Annotated in this window: 19 protein-coding genes and 1 pseudogene; 9 read left to right on the top strand and 11 right to left on the bottom strand. The window is 65.6% G+C overall.

The window, feature by feature from the left end; genetic code table 11:
* Positions 1-141: 141 nt before the first annotated feature.
* Positions 142-1,179, bottom strand: coding sequence for a sugar ABC transporter substrate-binding protein (locus ABIE08_RS03245; RefSeq protein ID WP_354548726.1), 1,038 nt, complete (start codon positions 1,177-1,179; stop codon positions 142-144).
* Between the two features lie 481 nt (positions 1,180-1,660).
* Here ABIE08_RS03245 and ABIE08_RS03240 point away from each other — a divergent pair, with 481 nt between their 5' ends.
* The 3 genes from ABIE08_RS03240 to ABIE08_RS03230 all read left to right on the top strand — a co-directional run bounded on the left by ABIE08_RS03240 (position 1,661) and on the right by ABIE08_RS03230 (position 5,257).
* Positions 1,661-2,629 (top strand): sugar-binding protein, encoded by a 969-nt coding sequence (locus ABIE08_RS03240; RefSeq protein WP_354548724.1) that lies wholly within the window; start codon positions 1,661-1,663, stop codon positions 2,627-2,629.
* 104 nt (positions 2,630-2,733) lie between these two features.
* Positions 2,734-4,260 carry a sugar ABC transporter ATP-binding protein gene (locus tag ABIE08_RS03235; protein ID WP_354548722.1) on the top strand — a complete coding sequence of 509 codons (1,527 nt, stop codon included), beginning with the start codon at positions 2,734-2,736 and terminating at the stop codon, positions 4,258-4,260.
* Positions 4,253-5,257 (top strand): ABC transporter permease, encoded by a 1,005-nt coding sequence (locus ABIE08_RS03230; protein ID WP_354548721.1) that lies wholly within the window; start codon positions 4,253-4,255, stop codon positions 5,255-5,257. Before ABIE08_RS03235 ends, ABIE08_RS03230 begins: the two co-directional genes overlap by 8 nt.
* A gap of 606 nt (positions 5,258-5,863) precedes the next feature.
* Here the strand turns inward: ABIE08_RS03230 and otnI are convergent.
* The gene (gene otnI, locus ABIE08_RS03225; RefSeq protein ID WP_354548719.1) at positions 5,864-6,640 is read right to left on the bottom strand and encodes a 2-oxo-tetronate isomerase; all 777 of its coding nucleotides are present in this window, start codon (positions 6,638-6,640) and stop codon (positions 5,864-5,866) included.
* A gap of 7 nt (positions 6,641-6,647) precedes the next feature.
* Positions 6,648-7,625 (bottom strand): annotated as a pseudogene (gene ltnD / locus ABIE08_RS03220) (L-threonate dehydrogenase); the annotation flags it as partial.
* Positions 7,626-7,841: 216 nt separating this feature from the next.
* Between ltnD and otnK the strand changes: the two are divergent.
* The 3 genes from otnK (at position 7,842) to ABIE08_RS03205 (ending at position 10,023) form a co-directional block, all read left to right on the top strand.
* Positions 7,842-9,110: a 3-oxo-tetronate kinase gene (gene otnK, locus ABIE08_RS03215; RefSeq protein ID WP_354548717.1), complete on the top strand. Its 1,269-nt coding sequence runs from the start codon at positions 7,842-7,844 to the stop codon at positions 9,108-9,110.
* A complete protein-coding gene (otnC, locus tag ABIE08_RS03210; RefSeq protein WP_436409495.1) occupies positions 9,107-9,754 on the top strand; it encodes a 3-oxo-tetronate 4-phosphate decarboxylase in 648 nt (215 codons plus the stop codon). The genes otnK and otnC overlap by 4 nt, the downstream gene beginning before the upstream one ends.
* A 134-nt stretch (positions 9,755-9,888) precedes the next feature.
* Positions 9,889-10,023: a hypothetical protein gene (locus ABIE08_RS03205; RefSeq protein ID WP_354548714.1), complete on the top strand. Its 135-nt coding sequence runs from the start codon at positions 9,889-9,891 to the stop codon at positions 10,021-10,023.
* A 277-nt stretch (positions 10,024-10,300) separates the two neighbouring features.
* Here ABIE08_RS03205 and ABIE08_RS03200 read toward each other — a convergent pair whose 3' ends face one another.
* The 7 genes from ABIE08_RS03200 to ABIE08_RS03170 form a co-directional block, all read right to left on the bottom strand.
* Entirely contained in the window at positions 10,301-11,575 is a 1,275-nt protein-coding gene (locus ABIE08_RS03200) for a D-tagatose-bisphosphate aldolase, class II, non-catalytic subunit (protein WP_354548713.1), read from the bottom strand.
* Positions 11,575-12,531 carry a tagatose kinase gene (locus ABIE08_RS03195; RefSeq protein WP_354548711.1) on the bottom strand — a complete coding sequence of 319 codons (957 nt, stop codon included), beginning with the start codon at positions 12,529-12,531 and terminating at the stop codon, positions 11,575-11,577. The genes ABIE08_RS03200 and ABIE08_RS03195 overlap by 1 nt, the downstream gene beginning before the upstream one ends.
* Before the next feature lie 292 nt (positions 12,532-12,823).
* Positions 12,824-14,056 (bottom strand): ROK family transcriptional regulator, encoded by a 1,233-nt coding sequence (locus ABIE08_RS03190; protein ID WP_354548709.1) that lies wholly within the window; start codon positions 14,054-14,056, stop codon positions 12,824-12,826.
* 136 nt (positions 14,057-14,192) lie between these two features.
* Positions 14,193-15,212 (bottom strand): substrate-binding domain-containing protein, encoded by a 1,020-nt coding sequence (locus tag ABIE08_RS03185; RefSeq protein ID WP_354548707.1) that lies wholly within the window; start codon positions 15,210-15,212, stop codon positions 14,193-14,195.
* A gap of 59 nt (positions 15,213-15,271) precedes the next feature.
* The gene (locus ABIE08_RS03180; protein WP_354548706.1) at positions 15,272-16,258 is read right to left on the bottom strand and encodes an ABC transporter permease; all 987 of its coding nucleotides are present in this window, start codon (positions 16,256-16,258) and stop codon (positions 15,272-15,274) included.
* Between the two features lie 17 nt (positions 16,259-16,275).
* Positions 16,276-17,865 carry a sugar ABC transporter ATP-binding protein gene (locus ABIE08_RS03175; protein WP_354548704.1) on the bottom strand — a complete coding sequence of 530 codons (1,590 nt, stop codon included), beginning with the start codon at positions 17,863-17,865 and terminating at the stop codon, positions 16,276-16,278.
* A 419-nt stretch (positions 17,866-18,284) separates the two neighbouring features.
* Entirely contained in the window at positions 18,285-19,169 is an 885-nt protein-coding gene (locus ABIE08_RS03170; protein WP_354548702.1) for a sugar phosphate isomerase/epimerase family protein, read from the bottom strand.
* A gap of 221 nt (positions 19,170-19,390) precedes the next feature.
* On the opposite strand from ABIE08_RS03170, the gene ABIE08_RS03165 reads away from it, so the two are divergent.
* The 3 genes from ABIE08_RS03165 to ABIE08_RS03155 all read left to right on the top strand — a co-directional run bounded on the left by ABIE08_RS03165 (position 19,391) and on the right by ABIE08_RS03155 (position 21,867).
* Entirely contained in the window at positions 19,391-20,167 is a 777-nt protein-coding gene (locus tag ABIE08_RS03165; protein WP_354548701.1) for a GolD/DthD family dehydrogenase, read from the top strand.
* A 27-nt stretch (positions 20,168-20,194) separates the two neighbouring features.
* The gene (locus ABIE08_RS03160; RefSeq protein ID WP_354548699.1) at positions 20,195-20,923 is read left to right on the top strand and encodes an SDR family oxidoreductase; all 729 of its coding nucleotides are present in this window, start codon (positions 20,195-20,197) and stop codon (positions 20,921-20,923) included.
* Positions 20,924-21,429: 506 nt separating this feature from the next.
* Positions 21,430-21,867 (top strand): VOC family protein, encoded by a 438-nt coding sequence (locus tag ABIE08_RS03155; RefSeq protein ID WP_354548697.1) that lies wholly within the window; start codon positions 21,430-21,432, stop codon positions 21,865-21,867.
* Between the two features lie 66 nt (positions 21,868-21,933).
* On the opposite strand, the gene ABIE08_RS03150 is transcribed toward ABIE08_RS03155, so the two are convergent.
* A complete protein-coding gene (locus ABIE08_RS03150) occupies positions 21,934-22,890 on the bottom strand; it encodes an HNH endonuclease (RefSeq protein WP_354551554.1) in 957 nt (318 codons plus the stop codon).
* Positions 22,891-23,007 lie beyond the last annotated feature (117 nt).

Genomic DNA, 23,007 nt, shown 5'->3' with positions numbered 1-23,007 from the left:
TTTCACCGGGTCGGCGGCATGGAACGCTTCGCATGACAACGGGAACGGCCGGATGGAGCCCGCCGCCAACGCCTGTCAGGAACCGTCGCGGTCGCCTCCGGCACGATGTCTCGCGCGGAAGCGACCGCTTGTTCGGATGGATCAGATCAGGAAGTGGTTCTGCATCCACTGCATGCCGGCGGCATTTTCCTTGGTGACGACCGGACCGTCGGTGACGACATTCTTCGGAATGCCCTCGCCGGTCTTCTCGCCACCCGTCACGGCCGCGACGCCGGCGACGATGGCGCCGCCATGGATGCGGGAGGACGGATTGCGGACGGTGGCATACATGCGGCCATCCGCGACGGCGGCGATCGCCGGCGGCATGGCGTCGACGCCGCCGATCAGGATGTCGGTACGGCCGCGCGACTTCATGACGTTGTAGGCGGCGAGTGCCATGTCGTCATTGTGGAAGAAGGCCGCGTCGATCTGCGGGTACTTCGTCAGATAGGTGTCCCACAGGCGCGAGGCCTTGGTGACGTCCCAATCGGCCGGCTGGTCGTCGAGCACTTCCATGCCCGGATTGGCGGCGATCACGGACTGGAAGCCCTTGGCACGACCCTGGGCGCCGGTATGGCCGAGCGCGCCCTGCGTCATGATGATCTTGCCCTTGCCGCCGAGTTTCTGCACGAGGGCCTGAGTCACCGAGGCGCCCATGAACTCGTTGTTCGGGGCGAGGAAGGTGTGGACGTTGATCTTGTCGAGCGGGGCGATCAGCGTGTCCATGTCGATGACCGGAATGCCGGCATCAATCATCTTCTGCACGGGCTGGATCAGCGTGCCGATGCCGAAGGCCTGGATCGCGACGAAGTCCCACTTCTGCGATGCCATGTTGTCGATGGCGGCGCGCTGCTTGACCGCGTCGAGCTGGCCGTCGAACCAGGTGACCTCGACATTGAACAGCTTGCCCCAATGCTCGGCAGCCTGCTTGCCCTGGGCGCACCAGGTGGCCTGCAGGCCGGCGTTGGAGAAGGCCGCCTTGAGGGGCTTCTCGGAACGGCCGGTGGCCGCGGCCATCTCCTGCGCCATGGCAGGGCTGATGCCGAGACCGCCAAACATGGCGGCCGCGCTACCGGCGGCGGTGACGCCGGCAGTGCGGATAAAATCACGACGCGACTTGGAATGCTTGTCTTCAGACATCTCTTCCTCCCTCTCCGCTCGTCGAAACGCGAGCTTGAGCGGCTGATCATGACAGCGCTGTCAAAATAGTCAACGCGGTCCGTTTCATAATGTTCTGCCCGTCTTTTACGCTTGACGACGCTATTCATCGCACAATAGCGTAAGGGAGACCGCGTATAGGATCATCGAACTTAAACAAGGCGTTACGCCAGGATTGGCTAAGATCTGACCGGCCATCTCCCGCAAGGAGGTCGCCGCAAGACCTATACTGCATAGAGAGAGACTTCCGAGCTGGAGGACCCCGTCGACCGACGGGAGAGCGAGGAAAAAAATCTCCCCTATCCAGTACATCCCGGCATGCGGATCGGCAGAACATCGATCCGCGCGACACGAAGGACCGAGGATCCGTTCGCGTTCGGCAATGGATGCATTCAGGCGCTAGGGCCTGATTATTTCCACACATTCAAAAAACAGTTTGAAACTATCATAGGGCGAGGAAACCATGCACATCTTCAACAGGCGTTCCCTGATCATCGCGTCGTCGGCCATCGCCATGGCGTTGACCGCTACCCAGCCGTCCTTCGCGGCCGACAAGAAGACGCTCGCCTTCGTGGTGAACGTTCCGGCCGACTTCTGGACGATTGCCCGCGCCGGCACCAACAAGGCCCAGGCCGAGCTGCCGAACTACAACATCGAATTCTACATCCCCGGCGAAATGTCGGCCGCCGCGCAGAAGAAGATCCTCGAGGACCTGCTCGCCCGCGGCGTCGCCGGCGTCGCCATCAGCCCGGTCAATCCGGACGACTCGACCGCAATCCTCAACGAAGTCGCCTCCAAGGCCGTCCTCATCACCCATGACGCCGACGCGCCGAAGTCGAACCGCCTGATGTATGTCGGCACCGACAACGTCGCCGCGGGCCGCCAGGCCGGCGAGCTGATGAAGAAGGCGCTGCCGAATGGCGGCAAGGCGATGCTGTTCGTTGGCACCATGGACGCCGCCAATGCCCGCGAACGCTCGCAGGGCATCAAGGAAGCCATCGCCGGCACCAAGATCGAGATCATCGACATCCGTACCGATGGCGGCGACCAGGCCAAGGCCAAGGCCAATGTCGAGGATACGCTGACGAAGTACCCGGATATCGACCTGCTGGTCGGTCTGTGGGCCTACAACACCCCGCAGATCTACAACGCCGTGAAGGCGCTGGGTAAGGCCGGCTCGGTCAAGATCGTCGGCTTCGACGAAGACCAGCAGACCCTCAAGGGCGTCGCCGAAGGCGTCATCGACGGCACCGTCGTCCAGCAGCCCTTCGAGTTCGGCTACCAGTCGATGATCAACATGGCGAAGATCATCGAAGGCGATAAGTCGGTCATCCCCGAGAACAAGCTGCAGATCGTCCCGACGCAGATCATCGACAAGTCCAACGTCAAGGAATTCGGCGAGAACCTGAAGAAGGTCCTGTCCGGCAAGTAAGAGCCCGATCGCTTGCGCGTCCCCGGCCGGCTTCGGCCCGCCGGGGACGCGTTTGGTGCACATGCAGTCCGGGCACACGCGCGGACAATCATCTCGCGGGCATGATGACAGAACAAATTCTCGAACTACGTGCCATCACCAAGACCTATCCGGGCGTGACCGCCCTCAGCGGCGTTGACCTCACCGTCAATTCCGGCGAGGTGCTCGGGCTGATTGGCGAAAACGGCGCCGGCAAATCCACCTTGATGAAGATCCTGGGCGGCGTCGTCGCGCCAAGCGCGGGAACGATCCGGATCGACGACGTCGAGCACGCGTCGCTGACGGTCAACAGCTCCACGGGCGCCGGCATCGCCTTTGTCCACCAGGAGCTCAATCTCTTCGAGAATCTCGACGTGGCGAGCAACGTCCTGATCGGACGGGAGCCCCGGTTCGGCGGCTTCATGAAGCTCATCGACCAGAAGGCGCTGCGGGCGCGGGTGCAGCCCCTGCTCGACCGCCTCGGCGTGGACTTCAACGCCGGCGCGCTGGTCGAGGACCTTTCGATCGCGCAGCGCCAGATGGTCGAGATCGCCAAGGCGCTCTCCTTCGACGCCCGCGTCATCATCATGGACGAGCCGACCTCCAGTCTCACCCTGACCGAGACGGAACGGCTGCTGACGGTGATCGGCGAACTGCGCCAGTCCGGCGTCAGCGTCATCTACATCTCCCACCGCCTGTCCGAAGTGATGGCCTGCGCCGACCGCGTCGTCGTCCTGCGCGACGGCCAGCGGGTCGGCGCGCTCGATCGCGGGCAGATCACGCATGATGCGATGATCCGGCTGATGATCGGACGATCGCTGAAATCGCTTTATGTTCCGCCGAAACAGCCGCCGCGCGACCAGGGGCTGGTGGTCGAGGATCTCGTCACCACCGCCTTTGCCAACAGCAAGGTGTCGTTCACGATCCGCCGCGGCGAAATCGTCGGGCTGGCCGGACTGGTGGGCTGCGGCCGCACCGAGGTGGCGCAGGCGATCTTCGGCGTCGACCCGGCGCTTGGCGGGCGCGTCGCGATCGACGGCAAGCCGGTGAAGCTGGGCGACGTCCGCTCGGCCATCGCCCACGGAATCTATCTGGCGCCGGAGGACCGCAAGCGCTCCGGCCTGGTGCTGGACCTGCCGATCGCGGAGAACATCACGCTGGCCAGCCTGCCCCGCTATTCGCGGATGACGCTGGTCGACACCACCGCCGAACACAAGGTGGCCGAGGAACAAAGCCGCAGGCTCAAGATCAAGGCGCCCAATGTCGACACGATCGCCCTCACCCTTTCGGGCGGCAACCAGCAGAAGATCGTGCTCGGCAAATGGATGTCGATGCAGCCCAATGTGGTGATCTTCGACGAGCCGACGCGCGGCATCGACGTCGGCGCCAAGAGCGAGATCTACGCGCTGATGCGCGAACTCTCCGACGCCGGCGTCGCGATCCTGATGATTTCCAGCGACATGGAAGAGGTGCTGGGCGTCAGCGACCGCATGATCGTCATGCACGAAGGCCACGTCTCCGGCCATCTCGAACGCAACCAATTCTCCGAACACAACGTGCTGACGCTCGCCGTCGGTGGAACGATCCAACAGGAAGCCATCGAACATGCTTAGGAAAGAACTCGGTCTCTTCCTGCTGATCATCATCATCGGCGCGATTACCGCGGTGCTCAATCCGCAGTTCATCTCGCAGATCAACCTCTCCAACCTGGCCAACCAGATCGGCCTGTTCGGCCTGTTCGCGATCGGCGTCGGCGTGGTCATCATCACCGGCGGCATCGAATTGTCGGTCGGCTCGATGCTGGCGCTGCTCGGCATCATCTTCCTCGACCTGCTCGTCAATCACGAGCTGGCCTGGCCGCTCGCGCTGCTGATCACGGTCGGCGGCGGCGTCATCCTCGGCACGATCCACGGCCTGCTGGTGACGCAGCTCAAGCTGCAGCCCTTCGTCGTGACACTCTGCGGGCTGCTGATCTATCGCGGCCTGGCGCGCTACTACACCGCCGATTCGACCGCCGGCTTCGGCTATGGCAGCGGCTACGAGACGCTGGAATGGCTGGTTTCGGGACGCGTTGGCGTGGTTCCGAACGCCTTCATCTTCTTCGTCGCCGTCTGTCTGGTCATGTCGGTCGTTCTGCACAAGTCGGTATTCGGTCGCTACCTGTTCGCCGTCGGCAAGAACGAGGAAGCCGCCCGCTTCTCCGGCATTCCGACCAAGCTGGTGATCACCGCCGCCTATTCGATCGCGGGCCTGCTGACCGGCCTGTCGGCGATCTTCTTCGTGTTCTACACGCAGTCGGTCTCGCCCTCGGCGCATGGCAATTTCTACGAGCTCTATGCCGTCGCGGCGGCCGTGCTCGGCGGCTGTTCGCTGCGCGGCGGCGAAGGTTCGATCCTCGGCATCTTCCTCGGCACGGTGCTGCTGCAGGTGCTGCAGAACCTCGTCAACATGCTGGGTATCCCGAGTTCGCTGAACTACACGGTGATGGGCGCCGTGATCATGCTCGGCGTCATCGCCGACCGCGAACTGCAGCGCCGCCGCATGCAGAAGATCATGATCGAAAGCGCAACGGCCCGCGCCACGGGCAAGCCCTCGGCCGCCGCCGGCTGATCCCCGCCATACCGATGCGGACGGGGCCTGGGGGCAACCTCAGGCCCCGTTTTCGTTTGGGGGGCGGCGCGCCGCGGTGGGTGAGCCTGGGAGGCAGGGGGCGACAAGGGCTTGAGAATAGCTAGCCCCAGCAGAGCGCCAGACAAGCCATGCAGTGCCCTCACCCCACCCTCGGCGTCATCCCCGGCTTGACCGGGGACCCATTCAGCCGAGGCGGTGGCCGCGCGAGACTCCCGAAAACCCTGCTGCATGGATCCCGGATCTCCGCTTCGCTGCGTCCGGGATGACGGCGAGCGTGGGGTGGGATGGGAGGCAGGGATGACGAGGGCTTGTCGAATATACAGCCGAGCAAAGCGCCCACCACGCACCGCCTCACCCCACCCTCGCCGTCATCCCCGGCTTGACCGGGGATCCATTCAGCCGTGCCGGTTGCCGCGCGAGGCTCCCTGAAAACCCCGCTGCATGGATCCCGGATCTCCGCTTCGCTGCGCCCGGGATGACGGCGAGGGTGTGGTGGGATGGGAGGCAGGGATGACGGCCCGGGAGACATGAAAGAAAGCCGGGGCAGTCGCCTGCCCCGGCCTTTTCCATGCCCGATGCCCAGGTTTAGCGAAGCGCCGTCTGCTTCATCCAGCTGAGGCCATCGAGCGTCGCGCCGGCGGGGCGGTATTCGCAGCCGACGAAGCCGGCATAGCCGAGCCGGTCGAGTTCGTCGAAAATGCGGAAATCGTTCAGTTCGCCGGTGCCCGGCTCGTTGCGCAGCGGCACGGAAGCAATCTGGACGTGGCCGATGATCGGCAGCAGCGCCTCCAGGCTCTTGATCACGTCGCCATGCAGGATCTGGCGGTGATAGATGTCGTATTGGAGCTTCAGATTGGGCAGGCCCAGTTCCTCGATGATTCCCGCCGCCATGCCGAAATCGTTCAGGAAATAGCCCGGCATGTCGCGGCGGTTGATCGGCTCCAGCACGATGTCGATGCCATGCGGCGCCATGGTGGCGCAGGCGAAGCGCACCGCGTCGCGATAGAGGGCGCCCGCCTCGACCGACCCGCTCGGCGCCAGTCCCGACATCATGTGCAGCCGCCGGACGCCCGTCGCAAGCGCATAGTCGAGCGCCTTCGCCACCGAGGCGCGGAACTCGTCCTGCCGGCCCGGCAGCGCCGCGATGCCGCGCTCGCCAGCCGCCCAGTCTCCCGGCGGCAGGTTGAACAGCGCCTGCTCGAGCCCCGCCGCCTTCAGCCTGGCCGCGACATCCTCCGGCGAGAAATCATAGGGGAACAGGAACTCGACGGCCTTAAAGCCGGCATCGGCGGCGGCGGCGAAGCGGTCGAGGAACGACCACTCGTTGAACATCATCGAGAGATTGGCGGCGAAACGCGGCATCGAAATCTCAGTCCTTGTCGGTGGAAGCGGTTGCCTTGTCGGTGGAAGCGGGTGCGCCGGGCAGGTCGAGGCCGGCGATCATGGCATAGAGGCGCGCGACCGAGGCATCGTCATCCTTGCCCATTCCGGCAGCGGCGGTCATCAGGAACATCTGCAGCGCCGAGGACGCGATCGGCGTCGCGAATTTCTCGCTGCGCGAGATATCGGCGATGATGCCGAGGTCCTTGGTGAAGATCTCGACGGCGCTCTTCGGCGAATAATCGCCGTCCAGCACATGCGGCATGCGGTTCTCGAACATCCAGGAATTGCCGGCCGAGGCGGTGATCACCTCATACACCTTGGCGATGTCGAGGCCGAGCCGCTTGGCGAAGACGATCGCCTCGGACGCGGCGGCGATGTGAACGCCTGCCAGCAACTGATTGACGATCTTGAAGGAAGCGCCGATGCCCGGCTCGTCGCCGAGCAGATAGAGCTTGGCCGACATGGCATCGAGCGCCGCGCGCGCCTTGGCGATCGCCTCGGGCCTTCCCGAAACCAGCATGGTGAGAGCGCCCTCGGCGGCGCGCGCCGCGCCGCCGGAAATCGGCGCGTCGACATAGTGCCGGCCGGTCGCCTCGACCGCTTCGGCGAGCGCCCTCGCCCGCTCCGGCGCCATGGTGGCGCACGAGACGATTACCGCGCCCGGCTTGGCCGAGGCCAGCAATCCGCCCTCGCCCAGCAGCACCTGCTGCGTCTGGTCGGCATTGACGACGACGATGACGAGGATGTCGGCCGTGGCGGCGGCCTCGGCCGGCGACCCGGCGCCGGCGCCATGCTCGGCGGCGAATTTCGCCACCACCTCCGGGCGGGTGTCGAAGCCGGTGACGGCGAAGCCGCCCTTGGCCAGGGACTGCGCCATGCCATATCCCATCGACCCGAGGCCGATGACCGAGAGCCGCGCTCCCGACTCATCCTTTGTCGCCATGACGTGATCCTTTCCCGGGGGGGAACGCCACCGTTGTGCGCTCCATCATGCTAGCGCTGTCATTGGTTGCGAATTCCCTATGACAGCGCTAACAGTAGGCAATACTAGCCGAGCCGGAGCGGCGGTCGTCAAGCCCATGGGAGGGCGAAAGTGCTTTGCGTTGCCATTTATCGCCGCCCTTCCCCGACCGCTCCGTCCGGCAAGCCAGCCTGACCTCCCCTGCAAGGACATGACCGCATGCTGCTTGGATGCATCGCTGACGACCTGACCGGCGCTACCGACCTCTCGCTGATGCTGTCGCGCGAGGGCCTGCGCACGGTGCAGAGCACCGGCCTGCCGCAGGACGATCTCGACCTTTCCGAGGTCGACGCGCTCGTCGTCGCCTTGAAATCGCGCACCATCCCGGCGGCCGACGCCGTGGCGCAGTCGCTGGCCGCGGCCGAATGGCTGCTGGCGCATGGCGCGCAGCGGCTGTTCTTCAAATATTGCTCGACCTTCGATTCAACCGATGAAGGCAATATCGGCCCGGTGGCGGAAGCGCTGCTGAAGCGGCTCGATGCCGGCTTCACCATCGCCTGCCCCGCCTTCCCGGCGACCGGCCGCTCGATCTACCAGGGCCACCTGTTCGTCAATGGCGTGCCGCTCAACGAAAGCTCGATGCGCGACCATCCGCTGACGCCGATGCGCGATGCGGATCTCCGCCGCGTGCTGCAGCGGCAGACCGAGCTGCCGGTCGGGCTGGTCGCTTATGCCGATGTCGATGCTGGCGCCGAGGCCATCGCCAAGGCCTTCGCGCGCGAGCAGGCCGCCGGCAAGCGCATCGCCATCGTCGACGCGTTGCAGGACTCACATCTGCGCGAGATCGGCAAGGCGCTGGTCGACGTGAAACTCGTCACCGGCGGCTCCGGCATCGCCATCGGCCTGCCCGCCGCCTATCGCGACGCCGGCCTGATCGACAAGCTCACCCCGCCGGCCACGTCGATCGCCGCGCCGGAGGGACGCGGCGCGATCCTCGCCGGCTCGTGCTCGGCCGCGACGCGCGGACAGGTCGCCAAGGCGCAGGAAGCCGGGCTACCGACGCTCCGCATCGACCCGCTGGAGATCGCCTCCGGCGCGCTGACGCCGGCCTCCGTGATCGACTGGCTGGTGTCGCAGCCCGCCGACGTCACGCCGCTGGTCTATTCCAGCGACGATCCCGACAGCGTGCGCGCCGTGCAGGAAAAGCTCGGCCGCGAGAAGGCGGGAACGCTGGTGGAAGACCTGCTCGCCGCCGTCGCGGCGGCGCTGCCCGCCAAGGGCTTCACCCGCCTGCTGGTGGCCGGCGGCGAGACCTCCGGCGCCGTCGTCAATGCGCTCGGCGTCAAGGCGCTGTCGATCGGCCCGGAAATCGATCCCGGCGTGCCCTGGACGCGCAGCCGTTCCGGTCCGGATGTCGCGCTGGCGCTCAAATCCGGCAATTTCGGCACGCCCGATTTCTTCCTCAAGGCATGGAGTTCGCTCGCGTGAGCCCGATATCCCAGACCGAATCCGCGCTTCGCGAGCGCATCTGCAAGTGCGGCGCCTCGATGTTCCAGCGCGGCCTGACCTTCGGCTCGACCGGCAATATCTCGGTCGCGCTGCCGGATGGCGGCTGGCTGATGACGCCGACCAATGCCTCGCTCGGCGACCTCGACCCGGCCCGGATTTCGAAGATCGACGCCAACGGCAACCATGTCGGCGGCGACAAGCCGACCAAGGAAGCCTTCCTGCACCGGGTCATGTACCAGCAGCGCCCGACCTGCGAGGCGGTGGTCCACCTGCACTCGACCCATTCGGTGGCGGTCTCCTGCCTGCACCATATCGACCATCATGACTGCCTGCCGCCGCTGACGGCCTATTACATCATGCGCGTGGGCAAGCTGCCGCTGGTCCCCTACCACCCGCCGGGAGACGAGAGCCTGGCGCTGGCCGTGGAAAAACTGGCGGACAAGCACCACGCCGTGCTGCTCGCCAATCACGGCCCGGTCGTCGCGGGAAAGAGCCTCGAAGACGCGATGTATGCGACCGAGGAGCTGGAGGAGACGGCCAAGCTGTTCCTGATGCTGCGCGGCGAAGCCACCCGCCCGCTGACGCCGGAACAGGTCGCCGAACTGCGCAAGCGGGGCGGCTGAGGCGTCCGCGCCAACCGCCGACCCAATCGTGATCGGGCCCTCGGTTCCGGTCACGATGGATTGACGGAACCGTCCTTGAGTCGCTGCCGGCAAAGCCGATAATCCTGCACCTGCGGTTGCATGGGGAGGACAGCATGAGACTCGTTTTCGCTCTGCTTTTCTGCGTGGTGTCCCTGGCCGGCTGCCAGACCGACCAGGCGTCGACCGACGGCACCTTCACCAGTTGCCAGTCGATCGGCACGGGCGGCACCGCCGACGTCATCTGCTGACCGGCGCGCGCAAGGCCGCGGCCCATCTCCACGGCCGGTGTGCATGGGTCCTGGTGTTCATGGGCCCGGCCTTCGTCGGGGCGACGGAGCTTGCCATGCGGGATAGGAGACAGCCGTCTTTCTTCACCTCTCCCTGAGGGAGAGGTCGGAGCGAAGCTCCGGGTGAGGGTTTAGGGACCTATCCGGTGAGGCCGTAAACCCTCACCCGCCGGCCTTCGGCCGTCGACCTCTCCCTCAGGGAGAGGTGAAAGTTGGCATCCGGCGGAGAGAACCTTGCCTACGGCCGGCAGGCCCGTCCGTAAAGCTGCAGCATGCGTTCGATGCCGCGCTCCAGCAGCGCGTCGGCCGTCGCGGCGCATTCGCCGCTGCGCACGGCTTCAGCATCCTCGGCAAGGAACTGCGCAATCAGCGGCTCCGGGATCGTCCGGCCCTTGAGCGTCGCCATCAGCTTCGCCACCGCGCGCTCGGCCTGCTCATGCGGCCAGTAATAGCGGATGCGGTCGCTGTAGCTGTAATGGCGCAGCACATGCTGTTCGTCCGGGGTGCCGGGATAATAGCGCTGCCAGTAAATCGGCTCGGCCAGCATCAGCGCTTCCATCGCATCCGCCAGCGCCCGGCCGCTATAGGAAGCATCCAGCTCCGAGGCGATGAGATCGAGACCGTAAAGCGTCTGGCGCAGCGCGAAGGTGAGGCCCGGTCCGACCTTCAAGATCGGGAAGCCGTCGCGGACCAGCGCCGCCAGCGCCGTCTCCGGCTGGTAGTCGGTCGAGTGCGCCTCGAACACGAACTGCGGCTCGTCGGCGAGCACGGCGATGAGATCGCGCGCCCGCTCCGGCCGGTAGACGACGACCTTGTCATGGCCGAACTCGACGCCCGGCTGCACGACCAGGCCGATGACGCGGGCAAAAGCCTCGGTCAGGCCAGCTTCCGCAAAGACCCGCCGGTGGGTGGCGATGGTTTCGCGCGCGGCGGAAGCAAGCGTCGGCGGCACGTCGTCGAGATCGTGCAGCGCGCCGCCCGGCGTCGGCACTTCCGTGCCGATGATGTAGACGGGTAGCGCCAGGTCGTTCGACTTGGCCGTCGCCTCGGCCACCTTGGCGAGCCGCGCGGCGCGATGCGCCGTCGTGTCGTCGTCCAGGCCCTCCGGTTCGCCGGCGCAGCCCATGCTGGCGTCGAGATGGATTTTTGTGAAGCCGGCGGCAACATAGGCGCCGACCATGACCTCCGCCTTGGCCAAGGCTTCCTCAGCCGGCAGGCTGCGCCAGGGATTGGGTCCCAAATGGTCGCCGCCGAGGATCAGGTTCGCCATGTCAAAACCGACTTCGGCGGCGATGCCCTCGACGAAGCGGCGGAAATCGGCCGGCTTCATGCCGGTATAACCGCCCTCGTGATTGACCTGATTGCAGGTCGCCTCGATCAGCACGACGGTGCCGGTGCGGCGGCCTTCGCGCAGCGTCGCGCGGATGACGGCGGGATGCGCTGAACAGACGGAAGTGATGCCGCTGACGCGGCCGGCCTGATAGTCGCGGGCAAGTTCGGTAAGAAGGCTCATCAGGCGGCTCCCACCGGCGTGGCGGCAATGAAGGCGTCGAGTTCGGCGAAGGACGAGGTGCCCTCCATCGGACCCTTGACTGTGACGGTGCGCGCGCCGGCCGCGTTGGCGTAGCGCAGGCAATCCTCGACCGACTTGTCGAGACGGCGGGCGACCAGGAAGGTGGCGCCAAAGCTGTCGCCGGCCCCGGTCGGGTCGATTTCCTCGACAACGAAGCCGGGCATGTCGGTTCGGCCGCTGCGATCGAAATGGCTGGCGCCGGCCTTGCCGCGCTTCAGCACGATTTCCTGCACGCCGGCATCGAGCAGCGCCGCGATGGCGCGGCCCTCGTCGGCCTCGCCGGAGAACAGCGACAGTTCCTCGCCCGAGGGCAGGAACAGGTCGGTCGCCGCCAGCACGGACTGGAACGCTGCCTTGCCGGCGGGGTCGCGCAGCATCTCAACGCGGATGTTGGGATCGAACGAGACCGTGCCGCCCCGCGCCTTGATGGCGGGGATCGACGCGCTGACCATGCCGAACACGGCCGGCACCGGCAGGCCGGAGCCCATCACATGCAGGTGCCCGGCCTCGGCCAGAACGGCCTGTGCCTCGGGCGTCGCGGCGATGCGCCCGGCGGCGCTGTCGCGCATGTTGAAGACGAAGTCGCGGCCGCCATCGGGGCGGTAGCGGACGAAAGCGCTGCCGGTGGCGGCGCCGGGATGGATGGCAACGGCCGAGACGTCGACGCCGTCCTGCTTCAGCCGCTCGAGATTGACCGTGCCGAAATCGTCGTCGCCGACGGCCGAGACGATCGCCGCCGGATGGCCAAGCTTGCCGACCTGGTCGATGAAGATCGCCGGCGCGCCGCTCGGGAACGGCCCGATCAGCGTCTGCGCCTCCAGGAAGCCATGGCCAAGAGTGGTCGCCATGATCTCGACGAGGATCTCGCCGATGGTGACGATCTTGCCTTCAATCATACTCTTCGCCCCTCCCTGGGCTCGCCCGCCTGGAGCAGGATAGCTTTGCTTGCAACTTCACCTCTCCCTGAGGGAGAGCTTCGGGCAACGTCGCCGAAACGCCAGCGCCGTCCCCCTCCGCGGTCATCCCGGCGAAGGCCGGGATCCATACCCACAGGCCCGCCAGAGAGAGGCTGGCCTGCTCGGCCTGTGTTCATGGGCCCCGGCCTTCGCCGGGGCGACGGGCTTTGAGGTTGCGCGAAGACGGCCCTTGGCAAAGGCGAGACGGCCGTTCGCATCCTCATCCTCGATATCACGTCTGAAACAGCGTGATCGGCTGGGCGCTGGCGTAGATCGCGCTCTCGTCGATGGAAAACATTCGCTGATGCATGATCAGCGCGCCACCCAGCGCGGGACCTTCGAGGCCCAGCGCCGAGACCTCGATCCTGGGCATCGGGAATCCTTCGAGGAACTCGCGGCGCATGGCTTCCTCGACCTCTTCGGCGACGAAGCGGAACAGCGGCGCGACCGTGCCGCCGAGGATGATCACGCCGGGATTGAGCACGCTCGAAAGCTGGATCAGCCCGATGGCGAGGCCGCCACCCCATTCGCGCACCGTGCGGATCGCGCTCGCCTCCCCAGCTTTGAGTGCCGCCAGCAACTGGTCGAGATCCGCGCCTTCGGCGGCGCCATTGGCGCGGTAGCGCGCCAGCACGGCGTCCTTGCCGATATAGCTTTCGAGATGGCCCGGCTTGTGCCGCCCGGCATAGAAGCCCTCGCTGCCGAGCACGATCTGGCCGAATTCGCCGGCAAAACCGGACGAGCCGCGAAACAGTCGGCCGCCAATGACGATGCCGCCGCCGGCGCCATTCTCGATCAGCAGGAAAGCGACCGTTTCGGCGCTGTGCGAGGTGTCGCGATAGGTCTCGGCGATCGCGAAGGCATTGGCGTCGTTCTCGATCGAGACCGCCAGCTCCAGCTTCGGAAAGCGGGCGGCGAGGCGCCGGGTGATCAGGCTCTTCAGGTCGACATCGCGCCAGCCGATGATCAGCGCGTTCAGCACCTTGCCGTCCGCGTCGAGCAGCGCCGGCAGGGTGACGCAGAGGCCGCGGATCTGGCCCTGGTCCGGCAGGCCCTCGATGACCTCGGCGATCATCGCGGCGATGCGGTCGATGCCGTCCTCGACCGGCTGCTGATGGGTCGGGAACGGGGTGGAGATGCGCCGGATCTCGTGGGCGCAGAGGTCGATGGCGACGACGGTCAGCCGGTCGACGCCGATCTCGGCGCCCAGGAAGGTCGCGCCGGCCGGATTGATCTCGATGTTGATGCCGGGCCGCCCGGTCTTGGCGGCGTTCTCGCCCCGACCGCCATTCGGCAGTTCGACGACGAGCGCATCGGCCATCAGATTGGTAATGATGTTGCCGGTGGTCGAGCGGTTGAGCCCGAGCATGCGCGCCAGATCGGCCCGGCTCATTCCCCCGCTGCGAAACAGGGCGTTCAGCGCCCGGATTTCGTTGAGGTAGCGGACGGATTGAGGGGTTGCCAAGATCTGGGACTCATTCTGGAACGACTTGGAGGCTTCCCGGAACGCGCGGGAAGCGAACCGCGCGGGCGGAGAGGGAGAGGCGGCCGAGACCGCCTCTCCGGAGTAGCTGCGCGCAATCTCTGCGCGATACGCCTGATTACTGCGTCTTGCGCATTTCGAGAAGGCCGTCGACGTTATCGAGCGTGACGGGGATCCACGGCACGGAGTAATGCTGCTGCTTGCCGCCTTCCCAGGCCAGCTTGCCGCCATTGACGTCCCAGACCTTGGCCTGCGGCTTGTAGTCCGGCTGCTTGGCGACGAGGGCGAGGTCGATCGCGCCCTGGGCCTGTGCGTCGGCATCCTGCAGCGTCGACATCATCTCGCCGCGCTTGACGGCGAGCAGCGCGTCGGTCACGCCGTCGACGCCGGCGACCGGAATGGTCTTCGGGTCGAGGCCGTGTGCCTTGATCGCCTCGAGCGCGCCGATGGCGATCTCGTCATTCTCGCCGATGACGCCGTTGATCTGGCCAGCATGCGCGGTCAGCCAGTTTTCCATAAGCGACAGGGCCTCGGCGCGCGACCAGTTGGCGGTCTTCTGCTCGAGAACCTTGATGTCGGGATAGTCCTTCAGCGTCTCTTCGATGCCCTGCAGGCGCTGCACCTGGGCCGACTGGCCGATCATGCCTTCGCCGATGACGACATTGCCCTTGCCGCCCATCTTGTCGAAGACGGACTTGGCCAGCAGCTTGCCGGCCTCGATGTCGTTCGAGGCGATGTAGGCGTTGTAGAGGTCGGTGTTGGAGATCAGCGTGTTCGAGCCGATGACGGTGATGCCGGCATCCTTGGCGCGCTGGACGGGATCGTTGCCGGCGTCGATGTCGACGGGCACGAAGATGATCGCGTCATACTTCTCGCTGATCGCGGTGTCGAACTGGTTCGACTGGGTCAGCGCGTCCATGCGGCCGTCGAGCACGGTCAGCTTGACGCTGCCGTCCTTGACCAGCGGATGCTGGTTGGCGGCATTGGCCCAGAGCACGTTGAATTCCGTGTCGAGGCTCTGCACTACGGCGGCGATGCGGACGGGGTCGGCGGCTGCCGCCTGCCCGATCGTCAGCGCCGCTATGCCGACGCCGGCCAGCATGGCCAGCCCGCGGCGGGTAAAGGTCTTGAGTGCCATTATGGGTTTCCTCCCTCAGTCATAGCTCTGTATTCCCGCGTGCAAGCACGCGGATCCCATCAAGGATTCAGGTTTCTGGAGCGGTCGATCAGGACGGCGACGACGATGATCGCGCCCTTGATGATCTGCTGGTAGTAGGACGACACCCCCATCAGATCGAGACCGTTCGAGATGACGCCGATGATCAGCGCGCCGATCAGCGTGTAGACCACCGAGCCGACGCCACCGGTCAGCGAAGTGCCGCCGATGACGACCGCGGCGATCGCGTCGAGTTCGTAGCCGAGGCCCGCCTGCGGCAGCGCCGAGGTGGTGCGGGCCGTCAGGATCATGCCGGCGAGACCGGCCAGCGCGCCCATCAGCAGATAGGCCGAGAAGATCACGGTGCGGGTCGGGATGCCGCTCGTCTTGGCGCTCTTCACATTGCCGCCGACCGCATAGATCCAGCGGCCATAGACCGTGTAGCGCAGCGTGATCCAGGCGGCGAAGAAGACGATCGCGAAAATGATGACCGGAACCGGGATGCCGGCGATGAAGCCCTGCCCAAGCCAGCGAAATTCCGGCGAGAGATTGGGGATCGGCCGGCCGTTCGAATAGAGCAGCGTCGCGCCGCGCGCCATCGACAGCATGCCGAGCGTGACGACGAAGGCCGGCACCGAGAAGCGGGCGATCAGCGTGCCGTTGAAAGCGCCGAACAGCGCGCCGACGCCGACCGCGGCGAAGAAGGCGATGGCGGGATTGTAGGGATCCGCGCCGGTGACCAGGCTGCCGGCGACGACGCCGGTCAGCGCCAGCACCGAGCCGATCGAAAGGTCGATGCCGCCGGTCAGGATGACGAAGGTCATGCCGATGGCGAGGATGCCGTTGATCGACACCTGCCGCAGCACGTTCATCAGATTTCCGCTCGACAGGAAATTCGGATGCGCGAAGGAGAGGATCACGAACAGGATGAGGAACGAAAGCAGGATGCCGTAGCGCGACAGGAACCGGCCGATCGCCTGGTTTCTGGCTCCGGCAGCGCCGGCGGTGGTGGAGAGTTCGGTCGACATGGAGGCGCCTCGGTCGCTCAGCTTGCCAGATGGACGAGCGCCTCTTGGGTCGCAGCCGCGCCCTTGAGTTCGCCCGCGATCCGCCCGCGCCGGAACACGAGGATCCGGTCGGCATTGGCGAGAATTTCGGGAATTTCGGAAGAGATCATCAGCACGGAATTGCCGGCCGCCGCGAAGGCCGAGAGGAAGGCATAGACCTCCCGCTTGGCGCCCTCGTCGATACCGCGGGTCGGCTCGTCGCAGATCAGGATCTTCGGCTCGGTCTCGACGCAGCGCGCCAGCACCACCTTCTGCTGGTTGCCGCCGGAAAGGCTCTGGACCGGCAAGTCGCGCGAGGCGGTGCGGATGCGGAAACGGGCGATCTGGCCGTCGACATTCGACGCCACCTTCTTGCCGTCGACGAAGCCGAAGCTCGAAAACTGGTCGAGCGCGGCGAGCACGACGTTCTCCGACACGCTGGAGGTCAGGACGAGGCCCGTCTCCTTGCGATCCTCGGTGACGATGGCGATGCCGTTCGAAAGCGCATCGGACGGCGATCGGATCTCGACCGGCCTGCCCTCGATCTTGACCGAACCGGCATCCTTCGTCGCATTGCCGTAGAGCGCATTGGCGAACTCGCTGCGGCCGGCGCCCATCAAACCATAGAGGCCGAGGATTTCGCCCTTGGCGAGATCGAGCGAGATGTCCTCGAACTGGCCGTGGCGCGCGAAGCCGGAGACCGAGATCATCGGTTCGCCGGTGCTGGTGCTCTTGCGGGCCTCCTGGTCGCGCAGATCGCGGCCAACGATCAGCGAAATCAGCCGCTGCCGGTCGATATCGGCGAGATCGCCCGCCTCGATGAAACGGCCGTCGCGGAACACCGTGTAGCTGTCGGCGATGGAAAAGATGTCGGTCAGGCGGTGCGAGACGTAGATGATGCCGACGCCCTGGTCCTGCAGCGAGCGGATCGCCTTGAACAGCGTCGCCGCTTCCTTCTCGCCGATCGCCGAGGTCGGCTCGTCCATGATCAGGATGTCGCTCTCGCGGCTGATCGCCTTGGCGATCTCGACCAGCTGGATCTTGGCCACGGACAGCGAGCGCATGGTGACTCGGGCGTCGATGTCGAAGCCGAGGCGGGCGAACAGCGCGGCCGCATCCGCCTCCATCCTCGCCTTGTCGGCGAACCAGCCCAACCGGCGCGGCTCGCGGCCGAGATAGATGTTTTCGGCCACGGTCATGTCGAGGACCGGGCTCAGTTCCTGCGTGATGATGGCGATGCCGTCGGCCAGCGCCTCGGCGGCCGAGGCGTAGTGCACCACCCTGCCCTTGACCATCACCGTGCCGGCATCGGCGCGGTGCAGGCCCATCAGGATGTTGAGGAAGGTCGACTTGCCGGCGCCATTGCCGCCGCAGAGCGCGTGCACGCTGCCGCGCTTCAGGCGGATGCGGCCATCGACCAGCGCCGGAACGCCGGCAAAGGCCTTGGAAATGCTGGTGGCGGCGAGGAGCAGATCCGTATCCGCGACGACGCCTTGTTGAGGCGCGGACGGCGATACGGAGGCTGGCGGAACGAGGACGTGATGCGCCTGTTCCGGCTTGCCCTCACCAAGGGAGGCAGGCTCGGCCACTACGACGTTTCTCCCGGTTGATCAGGGCTCGATGGCCCCATTCTTTTTGTTCGTTGCGACACCAAACATATTTGTCCGGGTCGGATGAGTCAACCTGCCGTTCGGTCAGGCGGACGGTCATTTGCAAGTTGCGAGTGTCAGGAAGAAGGACCGGTAGCGCGGACTCTGCTCTGCACGCAGTGCTTGCGCAAATCCGCGTAACCTACCGAATTTTCATCATGATCTGGCGGGACATCCCACGGCCGAAACCATCGGCCTCGCCGCTCAGCGATCGACGATCGCTGCCTCCCCCGGCCGGAAAGGATGGATGGCAGCCATTGCAGGCGCCATCCATCAAGGTGCGACGCGTCCCCGGGAGGAGGGTCGGGACGAGCCGCGGATCAGGGGCAGCCAGGGGTCAGCCGCCCCCTGCCCTTCAATCAGACCGTGCGCGCGGTGATCGCCTTGCGGGCGGATTCACCCATGCGCGCCTCGATATAGGCCTTGGCCAGACGCGCCACTTCGACATTGTCGGTCCAGGTATTGCGCCAGATCGCGCAGGTGATCGACAGATCCTTGTCGACGACCTCGGTCGAGAAGCTCTCGAAGGTGATCCAGTCCTGGTAGTCGATCTCGAGCAGCGCGTCGAAGATCGCCGAGAAGTTGATCACGCCGGAGCCGAGGAAGCCGCGATTGCTTTCGCCGATGTGGAAATAGCCGAGCTTCTTGCCGGCGGTGCGCAGCGCCTGGACCGGATCCGCTTCCTCGATGTTCATGTGGAAGGTGTCGAGGTGCAGGAAGATGTTGTCCGAGCCGGACTGCTCGATGAAGGCCAGGCCCTGCGCGGTGGTGTTGAGCAGGTTGCTCTCGAAGCGGTTGACGACTTCGAGGTTCATCGACACGCCGGCAGCCTTGCCGATGTCAGCGGCGCGGGCGAGCGCGGCGACGCTGTTGTCCCAGCCCTTCTGGGTCGGCATGCTCTGGTACTTGGTGTGGGCGGAGAAGATGATGCCGCCGAGCTTCGAGCCGCCGAGATCGCGGGTGATCGAGATGGCCTCGGCCAGCAGGGCCTCGCCGCGCTTGACCACGGCCGGATCTTCCGACGACACGTCGCAATCGAGCGGCAGGCCCATGGTGACGACGACCCTGAGGCCGTAATCCTGCAGCCGCTTGGCGAGCCAGTTGACGTCGAACTTCTTCGGGTCGAGGCGCGGAAACTCGATCAGGCCGTAGCCGAGGTCATGCGACTTCTTCATCGCGCCTTCGAGGTCTTCCTGCGTCGTGCCGCCGGTCCAGACGAACGAATGAATGCCAAGCTTCTTCATCAGCGTTTCCTCGTGGTTCCATCGCCGTGCCGGCTTCCGGCCGGATCGACATCCAGTGCGATTTCAACATCGCTTATTTGTTGGCAGTAGCAGCAAACAAACTTGCTTTCAAGCGGGGGCCGGCGCTAGTTTAGCGGAACGCACCGCCACAAACGAGCGGTGAGAAGCCATGCGCCCGGTTCGGACATGAGGTCCGGCAAGGGTTTTGGGAGGAAACCGAAATGTCTGCCAACCAGGCGTTTACCGCCGACCTGACGCGTCCCTTTGATATGACCGGCAAGGTCGCACTGATCACCGGCGCCGCCGGCGGCATCGGCCGCGCGCTCGCCACCCTCTTCGCCGCCAATGGCGCCACGCTCGCGCTGCTCGACAAGAACGAGGCTGTGCACGACTTCGCGGCCTCGCTTGGCGCAGGCCACAAGGGCTGGACCGGCGACGTGACCGACGCTTCCGCCATCGAGCGCGCCGTCGCCGAAGTCGCGGCGCATTTCGGCAAGATCGACATCCTCGTCAACAATGCCGGCATCGGCACGCTGGCGCCGGCTGAGGCGACGACCACCGAGAGCTGGGACCTGCAGCTCGCGGTCAATCTGCGGGCGCCCTACATCTTCTCGCGCGAGGTCGCCGGCCACATGATCGCTGCCGGCTATGGCCGCATCGTCACCATCGCCTCGCAGGCCGCCGTCATTGGCATCGAGGGCCATGTCGCCTATTCCGCCTCGAAGGCCGGCCTGCTCGGCATGACCAATTGCATGGCGCTGGAATGGGGCCCGAAGGGCATCACCGCCAACTGCATCTCGCCGACCGTCGTCGAGACCGAGCTCGCCAGGGTCGGCTGGGCCGGCGAAAAGGGCGAGCGCGCCCGCGCCGAGATCCCGACCCGCCGCTTCGCGCAGCCGGAAGAAATTGCCTATGCCGCGCTCTATCTCGCCAGCGACGGCGCGGCGATGGTCAACGGCGCCAACCTGCTCGTCGACGGCGGCTACACGGTTCGCTGATTTCTGGACATTGATGGAGGAAACACCATGGCCGTATCGATTGCCGGCAAGGTGATGATTGTGACCGGCGCGAGCTCCGGCATCGGCCGCGCCGCCGCGCGCCGCTTCGCCGCCGAGGGCGCTAAGCTGGTGCTGGTCGCTCGCTCGGCCGAGAAGCTCGAGGCGCTGGCGAAGGAACTGGGCGGCGACGCGATCGCCATACCCGCCGACCTGACGAAGGCCGCCGATGTCGAGGCGATGGTCGCCAAGGCCGAAGCGCATTTCGGCCGGATCGACATCCTGTTCGCCAATGCCGGCAGCTATGTCACCGGCGACGTCGCCACCGGCGATCCGGACGAATGGGACCGGGTCATCGGCGTCAACGTCAATGGCGTGTTCCGCGCCGTCCGCGCCGTGCTGCCGGGCATGATCGCCCGCCGCTCGGGCGATATCGTCGTCACCTCGTCGATCTCCGGCCACCAGGCGATCCACTGGGAGCCGGTCTATTCGGCCACCAAGCATGCGGTGCAGTCCTTCGTGCATGGCGTCCGCCGCCAACTCGGACCGCACAATGTCCGCATCGGCGCGCTCTCGCCCGGCATCGTGCTGAACGAGCTCTGGGGCATCACCGATCCGGCCGAGATCGAGCGCCGCGCCGAGGCGCATGAAGGCCTGCGTTCGGAGGATATTGCCGACGCGCTGGTATTCATGGTCACCCGCCCGCCCAACGCCACCATCCGCGACCTCGTCATCCTGCCGCAGAACCAGGATATCTGAGCTTCGCTCTCCCCTCGCCCTGCCCTTCACCTCTCCCTGAGGGAGAGGTCGACGACCGAAGGCCGGAGGGTGAGGGTTTAGGGAATTGAAGAGGGTGAGTCTCCCTCGCCCCTCCGCACCGCCCTCCTCAACATGCTGAGGAGGCCCGGAGGGCCGTCTCGGGCAAGGAGAGCGGCCGTCTCGGGCAAAGTGGAGGCAGAAAGCCCCTCACCCAACCCTCTCCCGTAAGCGGGAGAGGGAGCGCACCGCGCCCAGTCTCGCTGTCGCGCCCACCGCGGCATCGACCAGCCTCCCCCGTCGACGCCACGCCGGCCGAGGAGCCCTCGCCCGCTTGCGGGAGAGGGTGGGGTGAGGGTCTTGCTTTCCCCCGCCCGAGCCAAGCAACCGACCAGCGCCCTCCCCGCATCGAAAAAATCCGCGCCCCTGTCGAAATCGCTCCTCCCCGCACGTCGTGACCCTGAGGCGGCCACGCGCCGCTCGCGATTCCCATGTGAGGAGACAGGACGATGGACACCAGGACCGACGAAATAAACGCCTTCGCCACCATGCCCAAGGTGCTGAGCGGCGTTGCGCCGTATCTGAGCGTCGGCGGCGCCGTGAAGGCTTCGGAATTCTACCAGCGGGCGCTGGCGGCCGCGGAAGTCATGCGCGTTCCCGTCGACGAGAAGGGACGCACCATGCACATCCACCTCTACATCAATGGCGGATCGGTCATGCTGGCCGACCCCTATGAGGAATACGGCCATCCGCTGGAGAAGCCGCAGGGCTATACGCTGCACCTGCAATTGGGCGACGACATCGACACATGGTGGCAGCGGGCGATCGACGCCGGCATGGAGGTCGTGATGCCGCTCGACCTGCAGTTCTGGGGCGACCGCTACGGCCAGCTGCGCGATCCGTTCGGCGTGCTGTGGTCGCTGGGGGCGCGGGCGAAGGCGGCCTGAGCCGCCCAACGCGGGAAGGGGCGTCCCACCCCGCGCCCCTTCTTGCCATTCACGACCGAAGCGCGATCAGCCCTCGAAGATATTTTCTCTATGAAACCGAAGATAGCTGGGATGCGGCCGTAAATCGGCGCGCGCCGGAACGGTCAGCTTTGCGCGTAGCGGCGGCAGGTCTTGCAAGATATCGGGCACGATGCGCTTCGCGATCAGGATCGTGTAGTCGTCGGCGATGGAGAGCAGACCCGCGTCGAACATCCAATGCACCGTTCGCGAAACCGCTATGCCGTTCCGAATACTATCAGGCCCGTCTTGGGCAACAGACCTAACATGTGCCGCCTCGGCCTCGGACCTCCCGCCTTGATCGATTATCTGAAGCCCGGTCAAGGCGCACCGATCGCCGTAGGCCGTCATCACAGCCGAAGCAAATGCGCGATCGCGGAACGGGCGCGAAACTAGCTTTGTTTCGATGCGCCGGGCCGGGACGGCTGGCAACTCATGCTCAAATGCTGGAGCAGGATTGTCCGCCGCTAGCAAGAAATTGGGTTGAGAGTTAGGGACCCGGTCGGGCTCGGAGCGCTCCAAAGGATCCCGGCCAATAATGCGCGCAAACCCGGCTGCAAAAATCGCTTCAAACTCATGAGGCCTAAGGTTCCGGACCGCACGACGGAAGGCACCCTTATTCGTGGAACCGTCCGCTTTCCGCAATGCCGCCTCGTAGTAGTGGCCGCCCTCATTGAAGGGAACCGGGCGGCTGAACTCGAGATAGTCAACCATGTGCGCGTAAAAGTGGTCTGCTTGGAATGCGTCCTGCGTGATGGACTGAACGCGAGCAACGGCGAAATAGGCCGACCGTCCGCCCGAACTGCTGAGATCCGCTGTCGAGCGCCTTGGCTCATAGTAGACAATCCAGTTGTCGAGCGCGGCCTCAACCTGATTCAGATAGGTTTTTGGAAAATGATAGCGGACCTCGGGGAGGTCGTCGTAGGCCGGCTCGACCTTGGTTGTGAAGACCGCATTTACTATCATAGACAATAGTAATGCCTTCCTCATTCGGAAGGATCAATGGCCTACACCATTAGAAGTATTGATTTATTCGCATCCTCCGCCGGCGGGAGAAGAGCCGAGACCCCCTCTCCCACCGTT

This window comes from Kaistia defluvii (genome assembly GCF_040548815.1).
GTDB lineage: Bacteria > Pseudomonadota > Alphaproteobacteria > Rhizobiales > Kaistiaceae > Kaistia > Kaistia defluvii_A.
Note: the sequence above shows the minus strand (reverse complement) of the source record. Positions and strands in the feature narration are given on the sequence as shown.

Bases quoted from the DNA above. Each gene is read 5' to 3' on its own strand.
- ABIE08_RS03245 (WP_354548726.1), bottom strand. From the start codon at position 1,179: ATGTCTGAAGACAAGCATTCCAAGTCGCGTCGTGATTTTATCCGCACT.
- ABIE08_RS03240 (WP_354548724.1), top strand. From the start codon at position 1,661: ATGCACATCTTCAACAGGCGTTCCCTGATCATCGCGTCGTCGGCCATC.
- ABIE08_RS03235 (WP_354548722.1), top strand. From the start codon at position 2,734: ATGACAGAACAAATTCTCGAACTACGTGCCATCACCAAGACCTATCCG.
- ABIE08_RS03230 (WP_354548721.1), top strand. From the start codon at position 4,253: ATGCTTAGGAAAGAACTCGGTCTCTTCCTGCTGATCATCATCATCGGC.
- otnI (WP_354548719.1), bottom strand. From the start codon at position 6,640: ATGCCGCGTTTCGCCGCCAATCTCTCGATGATGTTCAACGAGTGGTCG.
- otnK (WP_354548717.1), top strand. From the start codon at position 7,842: ATGCTGCTTGGATGCATCGCTGACGACCTGACCGGCGCTACCGACCTC.
- ABIE08_RS03205 (WP_354548714.1), top strand. From the start codon at position 9,889: ATGAGACTCGTTTTCGCTCTGCTTTTCTGCGTGGTGTCCCTGGCCGGC.
- ABIE08_RS03200 (WP_354548713.1), bottom strand. From the start codon at position 11,575: ATGAGCCTTCTTACCGAACTTGCCCGCGACTATCAGGCCGGCCGCGTC.
- ABIE08_RS03195 (WP_354548711.1), bottom strand. From the start codon at position 12,531: ATGATTGAAGGCAAGATCGTCACCATCGGCGAGATCCTCGTCGAGATC.
- ABIE08_RS03185 (WP_354548707.1), bottom strand. From the start codon at position 15,212: ATGGCACTCAAGACCTTTACCCGCCGCGGGCTGGCCATGCTGGCCGGC.
- ABIE08_RS03180 (WP_354548706.1), bottom strand. From the start codon at position 16,258: ATGTCGACCGAACTCTCCACCACCGCCGGCGCTGCCGGAGCCAGAAAC.
- ABIE08_RS03170 (WP_354548702.1), bottom strand. From the start codon at position 19,169: ATGAAGAAGCTTGGCATTCATTCGTTCGTCTGGACCGGCGGCACGACG.
- ABIE08_RS03165 (WP_354548701.1), top strand. From the start codon at position 19,391: ATGTCTGCCAACCAGGCGTTTACCGCCGACCTGACGCGTCCCTTTGAT.
- ABIE08_RS03160 (WP_354548699.1), top strand. From the start codon at position 20,195: ATGGCCGTATCGATTGCCGGCAAGGTGATGATTGTGACCGGCGCGAGC.
- ABIE08_RS03155 (WP_354548697.1), top strand. From the start codon at position 21,430: ATGGACACCAGGACCGACGAAATAAACGCCTTCGCCACCATGCCCAAG.
- ABIE08_RS03150 (WP_354551554.1), bottom strand. From the start codon at position 22,890: ATGATAGTAAATGCGGTCTTCACAACCAAGGTCGAGCCGGCCTACGAC.